Genomic DNA, 16,841 nt, shown 5'->3' with positions numbered 1-16,841 from the left:
CCGCAACCTTTGCATGTGGTGGGTAGTTCTGATATAGGTGAAGCACGCTTTTTGTGAGCGTTTTAGAGCGCGGGAACATTTGAACATCCCGCGGTGTCTAAACAGAGGTAAACGATACCCCCGATTCGAGGCTGGCCATGTTTGAAGATTCCACATTTGAATCAGGCGGAAGAATAAAGAGCAAGAGCGGTCGTTGGATGATCTTCACCGGCATCATCAATGCGACGATCTTGATCACACTGATTCTTATCCCGCTGATCTACCCAGAAGCGTTGCCCAAAGCGATGATGCAGACTCTGCTCGTGGCCCCGCCACCGCCACCACCTCCACCACCACCGCCACCGCCGGCCGAGGTCATCAAAGTGGTGCATGTTCAGTCCGAGATGATGAACAACCAGCTTGTTGCGCCGAGGAAGATTCCCAATACCATCAAGCAGGTCGCCGAGAAGGAAGCGCCGCCAAGTTCGTTTGGCGTGGCCGGCTCCGACTTGGGAGGCGGCAGTGCAGGCGGCGTGATGGGCAGTGTGTTCGGTTCCGGTTCGGGTCCCAAGGTGCAGGCCGCTCCGCCGAAGAAGATCAATATTTCCGCCGGTGTCGCGCAAGGCATGCTGATCCAGAAAACCACGCCGACATATCCGCCAATCGCCAAAGCGGCTCGCGTTTCCGGGACGGTCGTGATCCAGGCGAAAATTTCGAAACAGGGGACCATCCAGGACCTTCACGTGGTCAGCGGCCCTGCCATGTTGCAGCAAGCTGCACTTGATGCGGTCAAGACCTGGCGTTACCGGCCCTACCTGCTCAACAACGAGCCCGTCGAAGTAGAGACCACGGTGAACGTGATCTTTACGCTCGGAGGCTAGTTTAATCTTCGGCTCTTTCTCCCAGGAGAAAGAGCCTTGTTTTTGACCCGAATGCGAATCGTGATCGAGCCGCATTCCAAATCGCAAAACCGGGGATGATGCATCCCGAGGCAACAACACTCTGTCCGGTGGGCGCCAAGTTCGATCTCCTGCAGCCGCTTTTTCGAGATTGAAAGTGAATACCGGGTAAGAATGAAGCTGATCAGGAGTCAGTTTCCCAGGTTTTGTTTCAATTGAGTTTCAATCGATCCGCGCAAGCGGATCGTCTCAGCTCACAAACTCCTTAGGAGGAACGATCCAAGTGATTCTCGCTCAGCTCGCACATATCGCATCGCATACGGTCAACAGCCTGGCTTTCTTTCAGGACGAACAAACTGTCAGTTTCAGTCCGTTAGGGCTGTGGCAACACATGGCGTGGGCGGCGCGCACCATCGCCATCATCCTTTTCATTGAGTCGATCTGGTCATTGGCCGTGATGATTGACCGCTACCTGTACTTTTCAGCCGCCCGCAAGCAGTCGCGCGAGTTCGCGCCCAAGGTTGCCGGCGCGCTCAAGGACAGCAAGCTGGAAGAGGCGATCAAGATCGCCGATCGCAACAAGAAGTCCCATTTGGCGGAAGTCGTTACCGCAGGCCTGCAGGAATTCCGCGCTTCAGGTGGAGTCGCCAGCGAGGCAACGATCGAGAGCTCGGGCCGCGCGCTGGAGCGCTCCGAGGCCATCGTTCACGCCAAGCTGAAACGAGGCCTCTCTGTGCTGGCCACGATCGGCTCCACGGCTCCCTTCGTCGGACTGCTCGGAACCGTCATCGGCATTCTGCACGCTTTCGATCAGATCGCGACGCAGAAGACGTCGGGCATCGGCGCAGTCGCCGGCGGTATTTCCGAGGCGCTGGTGACCACGGCGTTCGGTCTGCTCGTGGCCATTCCCGCCGTCATGGCGTTCAACTATTTCACAGGCCGTGTCGAAGCGTTCGATGTGGAGATGGATAACTCCTCGAGCGAACTCATCGACTACTTCATCAAGCAGAGCAGGCGCTAAGCGATCCGAATGCAGGCCGAGCGAGACACTCACTGGGCAGGGGAAGCGGCAACGCCATCCTGCCCGGGATTCTGATCAGGCACGGCAATCGCTTCGACGAAAGTCCGGATGGCATCCGGTACATGAATTCATCAGGCACGGAGCCCAAACATGGGAATTGCAGTTCGTAACGAAGGCAGTAAGGTCAACTCCAACATCAATGTCACACCGATGGTGGACGTGATGCTGGTATTGCTGATCATCTTCATGGTCATCACCCCCATGCTTCAGAACAAGGTCGCCGTCGATATGGCCAAGGTGGAGAATCCCACCCCGATGCCCGACGCCGATAAGGAAGACGCCATTGTTGTGGCCATCACCCGCGATGGCGGTGTGTTTCTGGGCCAGAACAAGGTTGCTACCTCAGAGCTGGGAGGTCTGGTTCGCGACAAGCTGGCTGATACGCCGGGCAAAGAGATCTTTATCCGCGCAGACGCGCGCGCTCAATTTCGCGCAGTTGAAGACGCAATTGACGCCGTGCGCACCGCGGGTGTCGACGAGGTTGGCTTGCTGACAAACAAGCGCCAGGGCGCCGACGGCCTGGGCGGCCAGTAATCATTGACCTGGAACGCTTTACATTAACAGATTGCAGCACACGAGGAGTTTGAAGCCATGGCAATGACAACTGGGAGCAGCGGTGGCGCAATGGGCGACATCAACGTCACCCCGATGATCGACATTCTGTTGGTGTTGTTGATCATCTTCATGGTGATCGTGCCGGTTACCCCGAAGGGCCTTGACGCCCTTGTACCGCAGCCGCCGAAGAATCCCCAGCAGCAGCAGCAGCCCAATGACCGCACCATCGTCGTGCAGGTGCTCTATCGCCCCGGTGCGGCGCCATCCTACAAGATCAACGAAACGGACGTTGCCAAGACCGACTTGCTTGCGCGGCTGACGGAGATCTACGCAAATCGTGCCGAGCGCGTCATGTTCGTTAAGGGCGACGACGATCTGAACTTCTCTTCTATCGCAGATGTGATCGACATCGCCCATTCGGCGAACGTGGATCATATCGGTCTGATGACGCCGAAGATCATGGCCGGACAGTAGCGGCGCACTTTGCATCAATTTCTCCCCGAACGGGAAGAAAGGGGATACCTGCGATGACCGCGACGAACGGCGATAACGGGGGTCTGGCTTCTGAGATCAACGTGACGCCGATGATCGATGTGCTTCTGGTGCTTCTGATCATCTTCATGGTCATTGTTCCCGCCGTTCCGAGGGGAGAGGCTGCGGTGGCTCCGCAGGCTTCACGCACCAACGTTTCCGTCGGGGATCCAATCGTCCTCGAAGTGATCCAGGGAGCTGGAAACACAATCGGTCTCCGCATCAACCGGCAGCCAGTCGCACAGGGGGAGTTACAATCGCAACTTGCTGCCATTTACGCCAACCGCGCGCAACGTGTCATGTTCATCAAGGGCGACGATCGGTTGAGCTTCAGGGAGATTGCTCAGATCATCGACATTGGTCATGCAGCCGGAGTTGATCGGATCGGTTTAATGACGCCCGAAGTTCTGGCCGGGCGCTAGAAATATTGCCAGTCGAAGAACACAGTTTGTTTTGAGGCAGCAGGAGTACAATTTGGCCAATCCGGTTTCGGAATCTCCCACCCGTTTCCAGATGCATGATCGAGAAAGTGCGTGATCGCTGCGCACGACCTGAAGGAGAAGAATAAGAACATGAATGGACCCGCACGAATTACGGCGCTCACGGTTGCTTTAGCCGGCATGGTGCTTTCCATGGGCGGGTGCAACCGCCTTCAAGCCCGTGATCAGTTGAACAAGGGAGTGGAGGCATACAAGTCTGCTCACTATGAAGAGGCGATCGGACACTTCCAGAAAGCGACTGAGCTGGACCCAAGCCTGCCGATGGCAAAGAGCTACCTGGCGACTGCGCTCGCGGTGAACGTTGTCCCGGGCCTTACAAGTCCTGAAAACTTGAAGAATGCGCAACAGGCGATCAGCATCTTTCAGGAAGTTCTGGCCAAGGAACCCAACGACGTCAACAGCCTCAAGAATATTGCGTCAATTTATTTCAACATCAAGAATTTCGACGAGGCAAAGGACTATCAGAAGAAAGTCCTCGCGGCCGACCCGAAGGATCCTGAAGCTGCCTACACCATCGGCGTGATCGACTGGACACTGGCCCATGAGAATACGCTGAAGGCTCTGGCAAGCGCCAACATGAATGACGACGGCGAAGGCAACACAAAGGCACCCAAGAAGGTCCTGCAGCAGATCAAGGAACAAAACACTCCCCTGGTTGATGAAGGGATTCAGTACATCAATCAGGCCATGGCTAACCGCGCCAACTACGACCAGGCAATGTCGTACGCCAACTTGTTGTATCGGCGCAAGGCCGATACGGATTACGAGGATCCTGCCGCGGTGAAGGCCGATGTTGCCGCAGCCAAGGACTGGAGTTCCAAGGCCATGGGCACCCGCAAAACCAACGAAGAGAAGAAGGACAAGGGCCCCGGCGGCATCACCATGGATTCAAGCGGCAACATGAAGTAGTTCTCGAAACAGTTCCGTCAGCCAAACGGCCTTCGCTCCACGCGAAGGCCGTTTGATGTTGGGCTTGAATGCTGGACATTAACTCGGCGCATTCAGAGTTAAATAGCCACGTTACGGAACGACCTTACCTCGGAGAGCGTAGGGGAATACATTGGGCTCGGGGCACCGCAAGGTGGTGGCATATGCATGATCCGATATGGATGCGCGCTCTTTTGGCGGTTCACGTTGCGGCCGGCAGCGGAGCATTTGTACTGGCTCCGCTTGCGCTTGTGACCGTAAAAGGCGGCAAAGCGCATCGCAGATGGGGCAAGATCTATTTCTGGTGCATGGCCGTTGTTGCCAGCACCGCGCTGATCATGGCCGTCTATCGGCCAATTCTCTTTCTTGCGCTGGTCGCGATCTTCAGCTTCTACGCGGCTTTCGCGGCGTACCGGGTGCTCGGCCAGAAGGCTGCGTGGAAAGGCGAGCGCGTCATCCGCGGCTTGGACTGGGTTGCCGCCATCATCTGCTTTACGGCCAGTGCAGCATTAGCGCTGATTGGGGCAATCCGGCCAGAACTCGTGCAAAACCTGCGTATTCCGGCGATTGTATTCGGCTTCATCGGCATGCGCATCTCAGGCAGGTCCATGTGGCATTTCGCGCATCCGCCAACGGAGAAAATGTTCTGGTGGTACGCCCATCTGCAGGGCATGATCGGCAGCTACATCGCTGCCTGGACTGCGTTCTGCCTCGTTACGATTGGACCGCTCGTGCGTGGGGCCTGGTGGCTGTGGTTAGTGCCTGTGTCGATCGGCCTGCCAGCGATCATCATCACGACAGCTTACTATCAGCGCAAGTTTGCCTCGATGCACAAGACCGCGATCGCATAACTGCTTGTTGCGCTATTTTGCGCCTTGTTTCAAGATTCCTTCGGCAAAATAGTTTCGCACCTTGGCATCGTCACGCAGCATTTCGTAGTAGGCAAGCTTAAGCAGCTGCGCGTGGCTTTCGCGCAGGCCTTGGCGGATATGCTGCTGGACGCTTGGGTTGTTGAGTTCGCGCTGTCCGGCCGGCTCGCGTTCGAGCAGCTTGTAGATGGCATAACCGATGGCCCGCTGGGTCGGTCCCGCGCCGCCATATACGGGCAGCACATCGGTCATCTGCCCGACTTTCAGTTTGCTGATGGCAGCGAACGTGGCAGGATCTCGCTGCTGCAGCGCTGACTCTGGGATAAAGCCCATATCGCCGGCGCTCGAATTTGTATTGGGGTCTTCAGAGTAGTTCATCGCCAGCGAGCCGAAGTCTTCGCCGGTTGTCAAGCGGTTGTGGATCGTCAGGATCTTCTTGCGCGCGTCGGCATCGCTTGTGGCCTTGTTGTTCTGCAGATTGCCGGGCTGCTGTGAAGGACCCGTTGTGACAACGATCCACGCCAGGTGGTACTGCGGCTCAATCACGTTGAATTCGGATTTATGCTGCGCGTAGTAGTTGTTAATATCAGCATCGGTGATATTGATCTTGGATTCGATTTCCTTGTTGATGAGCTTATCAGCGGTAAGCTTGCGGCGAATTTGCTGCTTCAGATCATCCAGCGTCATATTCTGCTGCTTGAGCCTTTTCGCAAACTCTTCTTCTGTGTAGGGTGCCTTGAAGTCAATCAGCTGGGCATTGACGTCTTCGTCGGAAGCGGAAAGATTCAGTTTTGCTGCGCGCTGGTCGAGGATCTCGCCGTCAATCAACTGCCGCAGCAGGTTGAGCCGAACGATGTTTGCCTGCTCCGCGCTGGGATCCTGCGGAGCATTGCCTTGTGTGGCCTTGTAGTTGTTGTATGCCTTGTCAAGATCGGAGCGAGAAATGTCCTTGCCGTTGACGGTCGCCATCACGTCGGGCGAAGGAGTGTGCCTGCACGCCGCCAGGGCAATCAGCAAAAATGCGCATGGAATAACAAGTGCTAAGGACGTACGCTGGAACGACGATGCTTGGACTTGCAACCTGTGTCTCCTCGGGAGCCCGCCCACCCCTCATCGACCAGGACCTGTCGATGTGGACCCCGGACCTTGGCCCCGGAACTACAGGATAAATCCCAAGACCGAGGCTTCGAAACGAAAGACTCACATGTGGGGTATCGGTTCGCGCGTCAACTCACCACGCCAAGAGCCTGGCGGCGAAGAGAATCCCCCACCTGCTACTTGCCTTTGGCCGCGGGTTGAGCGGCCGGCTCGGGTGGCGGCGGTTCGATGCCGTCCGCCCGCAGAGCCCGGTCGATCACGAGCCACACCTGTTCCTCGGGCACAGCGCCATTGATGCGTTCGCCATCCACAAAGAGAGCCGGAGTTCCATCGATACCCAGCGAGTCCGCCTCTTTTGCCGATGCGCGCACCTGTGTCTCATCCTGCTTGGCGATGCAGGCGTCGAGTTTGGCGCTGTCTAACTTCGCCAGCGCGGCCTCGTCGCGGGCGATACGATCCAGAGCCGCAAAGCTCTTGGTCAGATTACGGTCTTCGCCGTTAACTTCCTGGCCGTGCGCGTGCACATAATCGACGAAATTCCAGTAAGTCTGGCCATTCTGCGCGGCAATGCAGTTCGCATCCACCGCAGCGTGCATCGCCCAGGGGTGCAGATCGGTCAGCGGGTCGTCTTTGTAGACAAAGCGCACTTTGTCCTTGTATCGATCCATCGTGGCCGGGAATAGAGACGAATGCATACGCGCGCAATACGGGCACTCGAGGTCGTCAAAGTTGATCACCGTCACTTTTGCATTCGGATTGCCGCGAATGGGCCGCCCGGCAATGTCGATGTTAAAGACAGGATCTTTTGCGAGATCGAAGGTCTCAAGCCGTGCCAGCTTCTTGTTGTCGGTGGAGATGAGAAAGTCGATGACCTTTTTGGTCGAGCCATGGGACAGCGTAACCGGCAGAGTATCGAAGCCGGAGATCTGGCTCGAGGTCCGCTCACCCAGAGCGACGGACACCTCGGGGGGAATACTGAACTGCGAACGTACCATCACTTCAATGCGCCGGTTCAGCGCCGCATCCTGCGTTCCGGAGACGGCAGACTGCGCTTTGCAACCAACGGCCAGGCTCAAGGCTAGCAGGCCGGCCAAAAAATGTATGCGCGACAAATGATTGCCCTCTTCAGCAAGGATATCTCAGCCAAGCCCTTGCCGAGCGCGGGAACGGACCATTGCTGTTTTACTGATTGATGGACGCGGAAACCCTCAAAAAGCAAGGAGGAGGGGATGGGATTCGAGTTGCCGGGCGGCTCGGCGTGGACTTCAGTAAGCTGGCGGCTCGGATGGATCGTGAAAAACCGTGTTGGAGCGGCGAATGTCGCCGACGGATCCGAAGTTGGCGAGCGTAAAGCTGTACAGATATTGGGTTTCGTCGCGCACCGAGCCCAGCGCGAAACGCCGGTAACCTACGCTCAACCCGCAGCAATTCCAGTTGTACACGGCCTGGACGCCGGCATATTGGAGGTCTCGATTTACGAAGTCGTAGCCGCCATTTGCCGCCAGATTGAATCCCCCGGCATTGGGCTTCCCAATCTCGATAAAGGGCTGCAGTTGCTGGCTCTGAATGAGGGAAGCGGCACTACCCTTCTCATCGACGGCATTGAGGAGCGTGTGCCCAAGCCCAACAGTTGTTGCCCCTATGCTGTAGCCGGCAAACACATTGTCCGCGTCGAGGCGGCCTCCGCGGGGGTCATAGTCCATGTCCCACTCAATGCGGAGATTGTGAATGGCTTCAAAGCGCAGGCGCGAAACCAGCGGAGATAGATTGCGCGCATCGGTCAGAAACGCGATCCCGGTTAAGTCGAGGGTCGTGTCGAAGACGTTTCTGCGGTCTGGAATGATGGCTCCGCCGAATGTCGAATTCAGAAAGTATTTCTGTGCAATTTGCCAACTCGCCCATTCGTGCGGCTGCACCGGGCAGGCAGATGCGGTGTCGCCGTCTTCAGCCGCGCAAGGCTGGGCATTCTTCGATCGCGCATAGAAGCGCTGCGTCATGGAGAAGCCCACCTCGTCGGTGTCGGTGGCGATGTCAGCCGGATCGATCAGCGGAACGTCGCGCGCTTTTACGCCGATTCCGCCCACGAAGCGGTACTGAAACTCCGGCTCGATGACGTGGCGCAAAACGCGGCTGCCGACTGTGAAGTCGCGCTCGAGCGCCGGCGGACGGAGATCGACTGAAGCCTCAACGTCGCTGCGGCTCAATGGTTCATGACTCACGGTGGGAGTGCCGCCATTGGCGCCGGTCAGGTCGGGATTTTGACTGCCGGTATAAAAGGTCTCACGAAGCGCGACTTCCGGGACCACGCTCCATCCGCCCCCCACCAGCGGCAGCGACAGGCGCGGATGGAGATCGAACCTGCCCATGTTGCGCACATGAAATCCAAATTCAGAGCGGCCGAGATAGCTGATAGACGAACCCAGTCTCCAGTAGAGAGGAGAGGTATGCAGCGGTTCGTCGAGAACATCGAAACGCAGGCTCGGCAGATGCAAAATGCGGACTTCGTCGCCCTGGGTGGAACTGGCGAAATTCTGCAGCCGCTCGAGGTAGGCCGAAGGCACGAGGCCGTTGTGTGCGTGCGTCAGGGATATTGTGCTGTGAACCTGCGAGTTAACAGCTTGGAGGTAGTTGTCATTAAACACCAGCTTGTAGACATAGCTGGAGAGATACTCGGCGCTCACAGCCGCGCGGGTTTCCTGCGTCAGGTCGTAACGGCCGACGGCCATTATGTCGGCGCCGCCCTGGTTCACCAGAATGTTCTCGCCTGCCTGCGGTCCCGAAGTTTGCAACTGTTCGACGCCGCGGTCGATCAGAGCATTCCACCGGAGCGTGAAGTGATCGAGCCCCGGTCCCTTGTACCGGAAATCGCCGTTCGGCGCCCAGCCGCGCTTGCTGTAGTATTCGGTGCCCACAACCATATCCATACTGCGGTTGAGGACGAGGTAAACCTGGTCGCCCACCGTTAATCCGCGGATCGAGGAGTTGCTGATCACCGGAATCAGCAGTCCGCTTTCGCGCCCCGTCTGTTCAACCGGGTGACGGAGGTAGGGAAGGTAAAACAGCGGGATCCCGACAAATTTGAAGACAGTGTTTTTGGTGGTGGCCTGGTTGTTGGCGACGGTGATGGAGTGTGCGATCAACTGCCAGTCGGGTTTGGGAAGCCGGCAGTTGGTCATTGTGCCGTCAACGATCTTGTAGCTTCCTTCGCCGGTCTGCAGAAGAACGCGGCCCGAGAAAAGAAATGGATTGGCGGTGGAATAGACCACGGTCCGTCCGGCGCGCCTGACTCCCAGCGAGCCGTTGACGTCGTAGAAGCGCGCGGTATGCATGTCGAGCCGCATGTCGCCATGCGTGGCGGTGATGTAGGCGTCGCTGGGGCCGCCGGTGACCCGCAGGTTTCCTTCTGCTTCCAGTTCTGAAGAGGAGCGATGATAGACGATCTTGTCCGCGTGAATGATGTAGTCGCGGTAGTAGACGACCACGCCGTCGCTCAGCGTTACGGTGCCTCCGTCCCTTGTCCACGTTTGCAGACCGGCTTCCCAGCGCAAGGGCACACCGGTAGGCGGCTGCGGCTCCGGTTTGGCGATGGGAATCGCCTCCTGCCCGGGGTCGTCGGGGAGTTGGGAAGCGGGCGTTGCCTGACCGCTGGTTACACCGCTGGTTCGATTTTGGGCAGGGGGTAACGCATTGGTCAACATCTGACCGCCAAGTTGCAGGTGACAGAGGGTTATCACCGTGATAAACACGAGATTACGAGGATGCATCCGAGGACCAAGGCCAGCATAGCAAATGCGAGCACGGTTCATTCGGTTGCGGCTCCTCCTCTGGTGTTGAGACGTTATCAAAGCATCAATCGCACCATGCCGTCACAGAGATGTGCTGACGCGATTGATTTCGCCGGATTCAATTAGCCGGACTGATTGAACGGGGCCAATGCATTGGTCCAGGGAAGATATTGAAGGGAATTTAGAGTTTTGAGCACACTGGCTAGCTCGCCCACCCCCCTCCCAACGTGGAAGCAGGAAGTGAATCGTCGCCTTGCGGAGCACAAGACTCGCAAGGGGATCGCAGTCGTAGATCAGGATTCTGCTGAAGACGCCGCGCAGGCATCGTCAAACAGCCGGGCTGCGGCCGCAGCCGCACGGGTTGCGGCAAGGTACGCCAACACGCCCAGCTATAGCGAAATGCAGGCGGCGGAAGCCCGCGGAGCTTTGCGCGCTGCTGAGGCTGCGACTCGGGCGGCACTTGAGGCGCAGGCGGCCGCACAGGCTGTGCTCGATCACATTGAAAGCAATGGCAACCACGTTGCGGAGCTTGCGTACGAAGAGCGGCCCGCCGAGGTTCCCGTACCGGAGAAGCGGACGAAGAACTCCGATACGGTGAAGCAGACCGAAGCGGCAGCAGCAAAGAGAACCGAAGCAGCGGCAACCGTGGGCCTGGAGATTCGCTGGGAGCCGGATATGCCGGTCCGACATGCGCAGCAGGAGATGCGTGCAACGCGCGTTGAGACCTGGGACGCGGCGACTGCGGATGATCTGGACGGCGGAGAGACGTATCAAGCGGTGGAGGCTGCGCAGCCGATTGCCGCCAACCTCATCGAGTTTCCGCGCGAGATTGTGGCGACACGCCGGATGCGTCCGCGCATCACCGAAGCATTTGTCGACGAATCTGAACCGCAACAGCTCAGCATTTTCGAGGTTGAGCCGAATTCCATTTCCACCGAGCCGATGGGCGCTGCTGCGACGATCGTAGAAGAGGCGACCTGGATAGGATCGAGCTGGCAGCAGATCGAGCTCGAGGAGCAGCCGCAGCCTTTGCCCGACTACTATGCGTTACAGCCGGATGCTCCCAGGCTCTACCAGGCGCCCTTTAGCCGCCGGATGATGGCGACGATGGTGGACGCAGCATTGATTCTGAGCCTGGTGTGGGGAACGGCCTATCTTGCGGCTTCGCATTTCGATCGTCTGCCGAGCCTGCGCGACTCCGAGGTGTGCGGGGTGATCGCAACGCTGGGATTCGCCGCGCTCTACGAGTGGTTTTTTCTGACGTTCGCCAAGGTGACGCCGGGGATGCGTTATGCGCAGCTTTCGCTCTGCACCTTCGATGAGGAGGTCCCGAACGCCGCGCAGGTGAAGGAGCGGATGAAGGCGATGCTGATTTCCGTTCTTCCGGTGGGCCTGGGCGTGGTCTGGTCGATCTTCGACGAGGACCAGATGAGTTGGCACGACCGGCTCTCGAAGACGTATCTGCGGCTAAGCTAGGCAGCGGAACGCGGACCAAATTCAGAATCAATTCAAGATCTTGTTTAGCTCATTCAGTTGGGTTGGCAAGGTCATACGGTGGGCTCGCGTTTGGCGAGTCTGCTTGCGCTGCGCGCACCAGCAAGTTAGCTGGTTATATTCGGCGGCGAGGCTGTGCGTGGCTCGCGTCAGGACGCGAGTGCTCGGATTGCGCTGACGCCGGCGCCGAGCAGGGCAGTGGCGTCGTCGTTGGGTAGAATCTCGAGCGAGTAACTGAGCAGCGGGCTCATCTTGACCATGGTTTCGAGATAGCGGCGCAGCATGGGGATGTCGAGGAAGCCGACGTTGTGACCGGTGAAGTAAAAGCGTCCGGGGCCGGCAAGATGGATGAACGAAGCGGTTGCCGCGGCGAGTGCGTTATGCCACAGTTCGACGAATTCACGGCAACGTACGTCGCCCTTTTTGGCGTTCGCGAAGACTTCTTCCGGCTCGAGGTCGAGGAAGCGCATGCGCATGGCGCGGTAGCCCATGATGCCTTCGAGATGACCGACGCCGCCGCATCCGCAGAAGCGCTCCTTGGGGTCGAGGGTGACGGTAATGTGTCCACCTTCCCACACGCCTTCGACGTACGGCCAGCGGCCATAGCCGATGCCGTTGCCGATGGTCCAGACACGGGTAAGTTTGTTCAATTGACCGCGCGTGGCCGCGACGCCGGCTGCGATGGCGTCGGCATCGTTGGCGATATGGACAGGGGCATTGACACCCTGTGCGCTGAGGACGCGGGTGAGTTCTTCGGCGAGATTCATTCCCTTGATCTGGGTGAGATTGGGAGAGTCTTCGACGACACCGTGGCGAATGACGCCTGGTACGGCAACACCGATCGCGTCGACATCTCCTTTGCCGATGACGGAGACGATTTCGCCGGCGAGGATTTCAACGAATTCGCCCACGGGGAGTCCGTTGAGTGCGTCGACCTCATCGGCGTTCTGGGGATAGCGCACCGTCTCTCCTACGAGGCGCATATCTTCGAGCCTGCCGGCAACAATGTGTTCCGTTACGACAACGCCGATTGCGGTAGTCATTTCGCCCTCCATGGGAGAATGCTTGCGTGGATATGAAATCGCCGGTGATGAAAGAAGTACGCTTTCCGGGCGTCCTGAAACTGACCATGGTTATTCCACCTGGTAGCGATTCAGACGGCCGAGTCCGTTGAATGCGGCGGCCTTGTAGCACTCGGCAAGCGTCGGATAGTTGAAGACCGTGTCGATGAAGTAGTCGACGTTCCCTCCAAGCACCATGACGGCTTGGCCGATGTGGACCAGTTCGCTGGCGCCTTCGCCGATGATGTGGACGCCGAGCACCTTGCGCGTATCGCGGTGGAAGATAAGTTTGAGGCGGCCGGTGGTGTCGCCGCGAATCTGGCCGCGCGCAGTTTCACGATAGAAGGCCATGCCGACTTCGTAGGGTACATCTTCGTCGGTGAGCTGTTCCTCGGTTTTGCCGATGAAGCTGATTTCGGGAATGGTGTAGATGCCGTAGGGATAAAAGCTGGGATTGGAAGTGGTGTGGGTATCGTTGAATGCGCGTGCGGCAGCGATGCGGCCCTGTTCCATCGAGACGGAGGCGAGGGAAGGAAAGCCGACGACATCGCCGACAGCAAAAATGTGCTCGACCTTGGTCTGGTAGTGCTCGTCGACGGGAATGCGGCCGCGGTTGTCCGCTTCGATGCCGGCAGCGGCGAGGTTGAGATCGTCGATGGCGCCCTGGCGTCCGACAGCGTACAGGAGGGCGTCGCCTGAGACCTTCTTCTTGCTCTGCAGATTGGCGACAACCGTAGCGTCGGCGAGTTCTTCAACGCTTTCGACTTCTTCGCCAAGACGCATGGTAACGCGGCTGTCGCGCAGATGATAGCTCAGGGACTCGATGATTTCCTGGTCGGCGAATTCCAGCAGCTTGGCGCGTTTTTCAATTAAAGTGACGCGCACGCCGAGAGTGGAGAACATGCAGGTGTACTCGACGCCGATGACGCCCCCGCCGACGACAATCAGGGATTTTGGAAGCGAGGGGAGATCGAGAACCTGGTCGCTGTTGATGATGGTGCGGCCGTTGATGGGGACTTTCGGCGAACCGGCAGGCTTGGTCCCGACCGCGATGATGATGCGGTCCGCCTCGATGGTGCTGTCGCCGGTGAGGCCTTCGACGCGTACCTGGTGTGAATCGACGAAATGGGCAATGCCGTGGACGATATCGATGCCATTGCGCGAGAGTTGCGCCTCGGTTACGTCCACTTCTGTTTTGATGACGGCTTGAACCCGGAAGGCCAGATCGGCCATGGTGATCTTTTCCTTGACCCGGTAATTCATGCCGTAGACGGAGCGGTAGTTGTAGCCGGAGAGATGCATGACCGCTTCGCGCATGGTTTTGGACGGGATGGTGCCGGTGTTGACGCAGACGCCCCCGACAACGGAACGCGATTCGACCACCGCAACGCGTTTTTTCATTTTGGATGCGGCCACGGCGGCGCGCTGACCCGAGGGCCCGGAACCGATGACGACAAGGTCGTATTTGGCGGCGCTCATGCGCGTGTCTCCGGAGTGCAGACTGAGGGACGAAACGTGGTACTGAACACGGCGGTGGTTCAAGCCATAGCAGGCACAGCATACGCCTTGCGCTGGCCTGGCGCGGAGCGACCTGGGGACGGAATCTTCATGCTCCGTTTGTGATTGTCTCAACCCGCGGGAGGTTTCAGCAATCCAGACAAGGATTGTACCCGCTGACCTTGATGGTGGTGTAAAACTGCACGCGCAGAAGCAATGGCAAGGAGGGCGGGGTGTCGTGCGAAAAATGACCCGGTGAATCGGCTGCGCGAGGAAGTGTCCCAAGATAGTTCATTCATTACCAACGTTATTTCTGCATTTTGTTTTTTTGATTTCTTCCATGAAGGTTTTCTTTTCTTCGCCGAAGCATCAAGTGTGCAGTTGCCACCCCGGCCTGCCGAGGCGCGTGATGATGCAGGTGAGGCAGATTTGTATTGCGTTTGCAGCCTTGTATTTGCTGAATGCGCAAGGATTCGCTCAGGATCCGGCGGAACATCATTTCGCAGGCAAAACGAGTGCAAATGACACCGCGGTCCTCGGCCTTGGGAGTGTCGTGGTGAAAAAGATTGAAGGACCGCAGCCGGGCTCATCGAATGGCTCCGGTCCGGCATTGGCGGGGGCCGCATGGGGCTTGCGGTCGTGGCTGGGGGTGAACGGAGCTTACGGGCGCGCCTACACCGCCGCTTCTCCGCGGCAACAGTTTCTGATGGGGTTTATCTACACCATGCGACCAGGGCTTGCGGCTCCGCATCGGGAGGCATTCGGAGCTAGCCGGACGGTGAACCGGTAAGGCGGGAGAATGCAGGCCGCCTTGTCGGCTGGCGCGCAAATGGATATGCTTGGCGCGTTCGGAGAATGCTTCTTGAACGTTACGCTTTGCACACGACGCTGCGCCGGGATTGAGCTGGGGTTGAGCTTGATCGTTGCCTTCGGTGTTCAACCTTATGTTGCGGCTCAAGTGTCTTCGGGGTCCACGGCAACGGGCGCAAAGCAGGCAGCTTCGCAGCATCTGACGGCGGAGCAGGATCGAGTGCGCTTGCTGGGGCTGCTTGGACTGAAGGAGTCGGATCTCCGGCCGGCGCCGGTTCCGGATGCGCAGTCGCCGAAAGCGACGAACTACGACGAAGCGAAGGCGAACGTTTATCCAAAGTTGCCGGATCCGCTGGTGTTCAAGAATGGACAGCCGGTAAAAACTGCGGCGGACTGGATCAAGCGGAGACGCGAGATCAGGGAGGGTTTTGATCGCGAGGTGCTGGGGCGGTCGCCGGGCTCCCTGCCCTGGGTGGAGTGGCACGTTGTCAGCACCGTGCATGAGAAATACGGCGGAGTCGATGTGATCACAAAGCGGCTGGCTGGGCGGGTTGGGCCGTGGATGAATACGCCGAACGCATTCAGCATCGATCTGCTGCTCACGGTTCCCGCGCATGCGGCGGGTCCGGTGCCCGTAATCATGGAGCTGGCGTTTGCCAAGGATTTTGAGCTGGCGACGAGCGGGCCGCTGGAGCGCTATGTTCCGACGCCGTGGGGTGTGGATGGCAGGCTGGTGGTGCAGCGGGGGTGGGGATTCGCGATTCTGAATCCAGTGAGCTATCAGAAGGATGATGGGTCGGGGCTGACCGAAGGAATTATTGGATTGAGCAACCGCGGTCAGCCGCGGAAGCTTGACGACTGGGGCGTGCTGAAGGCGTGGGCATGGGGCGCTGAACAGGCCAGGCATTACTTTGAAGTGGACAAGGCGGTGGACGCGAAGCAGGTGGGCCTCGTTGGGCACTCCAGGTTCGGCAAAGCTGTGCTGGTGACGATGGCTTACGAGAACAGGGAATTTGCGGTTGGGTACATCAGCTCATCGGGAGAGGGCGGCGCTAAGCTGTACCGGCACATTTATGGAGAGACGATTCCAAACCTGGCGAGCGCTTCGCTGTATCACTGGTTTGATGGGAACTTTCTGCGCTATGCAGGGCCGCTGAATGCTGGCGATCTGCCGGTAGACAATCACGAGTTGATCGCGCTGTGTGCGCCGCGGCCTATGTTTATTGGCGGAGGCAGCGATGAAGGCGACGGATATGCCAATCCCAGCGGCGATGCATGGGCCGATCCGCGGGGGATGTTCCTGGCAGAAGTGGCGGCGGGGCCGGTTTATCGTCTCCTTGGTGCGAAGGACATGGGGACCAAAGAATTTCCACCAGTTGGTACATTGCTGGACCAAGGCGATCTGGCTTTTCGGCAGCACGATGGCGGACACACGCCACAGCCGAACTGGCCTTATTTTCTCGAGTTCGCGAGCCGGTACCTGCACGCGCCGGGAGCAACGCCGCGTTAAGCTCACTCAGCCCTGAAGGATGCCGCGGTCACGGAGCACCTGCATGATGTCCTGATGGGCCATGTACATTACGATCTTGAATTCTTCCTCACCGGTGTCAACGAGAAACGTCGAATCGGCGAGTACGTGTTCGGCTTCCTCCGGACTTGACCGAGCAAAGTCAAAGCGCCATGAGGTTCTCGCAAGAACGTACCGAGAATCAAGCTGCGTCTCTTGCAGATTCACCAATACTGCCGGCTTGCCAC

At 58.4% G+C, this 16,841-nt stretch carries 16 protein-coding genes; 10 read left to right on the top strand and 6 right to left on the bottom strand.

Annotated elements, in window-relative coordinates:
- Window positions 1-197: 197 nt before the first annotated feature.
- The 7 genes from WCA10_RS19345 to WCA10_RS19315 all read left to right on the top strand — a co-directional run bounded on the left by WCA10_RS19345 (window position 198) and on the right by WCA10_RS19315 (window position 5,323).
- A complete protein-coding gene (locus WCA10_RS19345; protein WP_472824160.1) occupies window positions 198-860 on the top strand; it encodes an energy transducer TonB in 663 nt (220 codons plus the stop codon).
- 301 nt (window positions 861-1,161) lie between these two features.
- Window positions 1,162-1,899 (top strand): MotA/TolQ/ExbB proton channel family protein, encoded by a 738-nt coding sequence (locus WCA10_RS19340; RefSeq protein ID WP_472824159.1) that lies wholly within the window; start codon window positions 1,162-1,164, stop codon window positions 1,897-1,899.
- A gap of 150 nt (window positions 1,900-2,049) precedes the next feature.
- Window positions 2,050-2,493 carry an ExbD/TolR family protein gene (locus WCA10_RS19335; RefSeq protein ID WP_472824158.1) on the top strand — a complete coding sequence of 148 codons (444 nt, stop codon included), beginning with the start codon at window positions 2,050-2,052 and terminating at the stop codon, window positions 2,491-2,493.
- Between the two features lie 57 nt (window positions 2,494-2,550).
- Window positions 2,551-2,988: an ExbD/TolR family protein gene (locus WCA10_RS19330; protein WP_472824157.1), complete on the top strand. Its 438-nt coding sequence runs from the start codon at window positions 2,551-2,553 to the stop codon at window positions 2,986-2,988.
- Window positions 2,989-3,041: 53 nt separating this feature from the next.
- A complete protein-coding gene (locus WCA10_RS19325) occupies window positions 3,042-3,467 on the top strand; it encodes an ExbD/TolR family protein (protein ID WP_472824156.1) in 426 nt (141 codons plus the stop codon).
- Between the two features lie 111 nt (window positions 3,468-3,578).
- Window positions 3,579-4,454, top strand: a complete 876-nt coding sequence (locus WCA10_RS19320) for a tetratricopeptide repeat protein (protein WP_472824155.1) — start codon at window positions 3,579-3,581, stop codon at window positions 4,452-4,454.
- Window positions 4,455-4,636: 182 nt separating this feature from the next.
- Entirely contained in the window at window positions 4,637-5,323 is a 687-nt protein-coding gene (locus WCA10_RS19315; protein ID WP_472824154.1) for a DUF2306 domain-containing protein, read from the top strand.
- A gap of 12 nt (window positions 5,324-5,335) precedes the next feature.
- On the opposite strand, the gene WCA10_RS19310 is transcribed toward WCA10_RS19315, so the two are convergent.
- The 3 genes from WCA10_RS19310 to WCA10_RS19300 all read right to left on the bottom strand — a co-directional run bounded on the left by WCA10_RS19310 (window position 5,336) and on the right by WCA10_RS19300 (window position 10,245).
- A complete protein-coding gene (locus tag WCA10_RS19310) occupies window positions 5,336-6,421 on the bottom strand; it encodes a SurA N-terminal domain-containing protein (RefSeq protein WP_472824153.1) in 1,086 nt (361 codons plus the stop codon).
- 194 nt (window positions 6,422-6,615) lie between these two features.
- The gene (locus WCA10_RS19305; protein ID WP_472824152.1) at window positions 6,616-7,551 is read right to left on the bottom strand and encodes a DsbA family protein; all 936 of its coding nucleotides are present in this window, start codon (window positions 7,549-7,551) and stop codon (window positions 6,616-6,618) included.
- Window positions 7,552-7,704: 153 nt separating this feature from the next.
- Window positions 7,705-10,245: an LPS-assembly protein LptD gene (locus tag WCA10_RS19300; protein ID WP_472824151.1), complete on the bottom strand. Its 2,541-nt coding sequence runs from the start codon at window positions 10,243-10,245 to the stop codon at window positions 7,705-7,707.
- Between the two features lie 219 nt (window positions 10,246-10,464).
- Here WCA10_RS19300 and WCA10_RS19295 point away from each other — a divergent pair, with 219 nt between their 5' ends.
- Window positions 10,465-11,700 (top strand): RDD family protein, encoded by a 1,236-nt coding sequence (locus WCA10_RS19295; protein ID WP_472824150.1) that lies wholly within the window; start codon window positions 10,465-10,467, stop codon window positions 11,698-11,700.
- A gap of 167 nt (window positions 11,701-11,867) precedes the next feature.
- On the opposite strand, the gene WCA10_RS19290 is transcribed toward WCA10_RS19295, so the two are convergent.
- Complete coding sequence (locus WCA10_RS19290) at window positions 11,868-12,761, bottom strand: ROK family protein (RefSeq protein ID WP_472824149.1); 894 nt, start codon at window positions 12,759-12,761, stop codon at window positions 11,868-11,870.
- Window positions 12,762-12,851: 90 nt separating this feature from the next.
- Window positions 12,852-14,258 (bottom strand): Si-specific NAD(P)(+) transhydrogenase, encoded by a 1,407-nt coding sequence (gene sthA / locus WCA10_RS19285; protein ID WP_472824148.1) that lies wholly within the window; start codon window positions 14,256-14,258, stop codon window positions 12,852-12,854.
- Window positions 14,259-14,616: 358 nt separating this feature from the next.
- On the opposite strand from sthA, the gene WCA10_RS19280 reads away from it, so the two are divergent.
- Together WCA10_RS19280 and WCA10_RS19275 are read left to right on the top strand one after the other, a co-directional pair.
- A complete protein-coding gene (locus tag WCA10_RS19280) occupies window positions 14,617-15,066 on the top strand; it encodes a hypothetical protein (protein ID WP_472824147.1) in 450 nt (149 codons plus the stop codon).
- A 72-nt stretch (window positions 15,067-15,138) separates the two neighbouring features.
- The gene (locus WCA10_RS19275) at window positions 15,139-16,596 is read left to right on the top strand and encodes a glucuronyl esterase domain-containing protein (RefSeq protein WP_472824146.1); all 1,458 of its coding nucleotides are present in this window, start codon (window positions 15,139-15,141) and stop codon (window positions 16,594-16,596) included.
- Between the two features lie 6 nt (window positions 16,597-16,602).
- On the opposite strand, the gene WCA10_RS19270 is transcribed toward WCA10_RS19275, so the two are convergent.
- The coding region (locus WCA10_RS19270) for a hypothetical protein (RefSeq protein ID WP_472824145.1) at window positions 16,603-16,841 on the bottom strand (239 nt) is incomplete at its 5' end.

It is taken from the genome of Occallatibacter sp., from assembly GCF_049582745.1.
Lineage (GTDB): Bacteria > Acidobacteriota > Terriglobia > Terriglobales > Acidobacteriaceae > Telmatobacter.
Note: the sequence above shows the minus strand (reverse complement) of the source record. Positions and strands in the feature narration are given on the sequence as shown.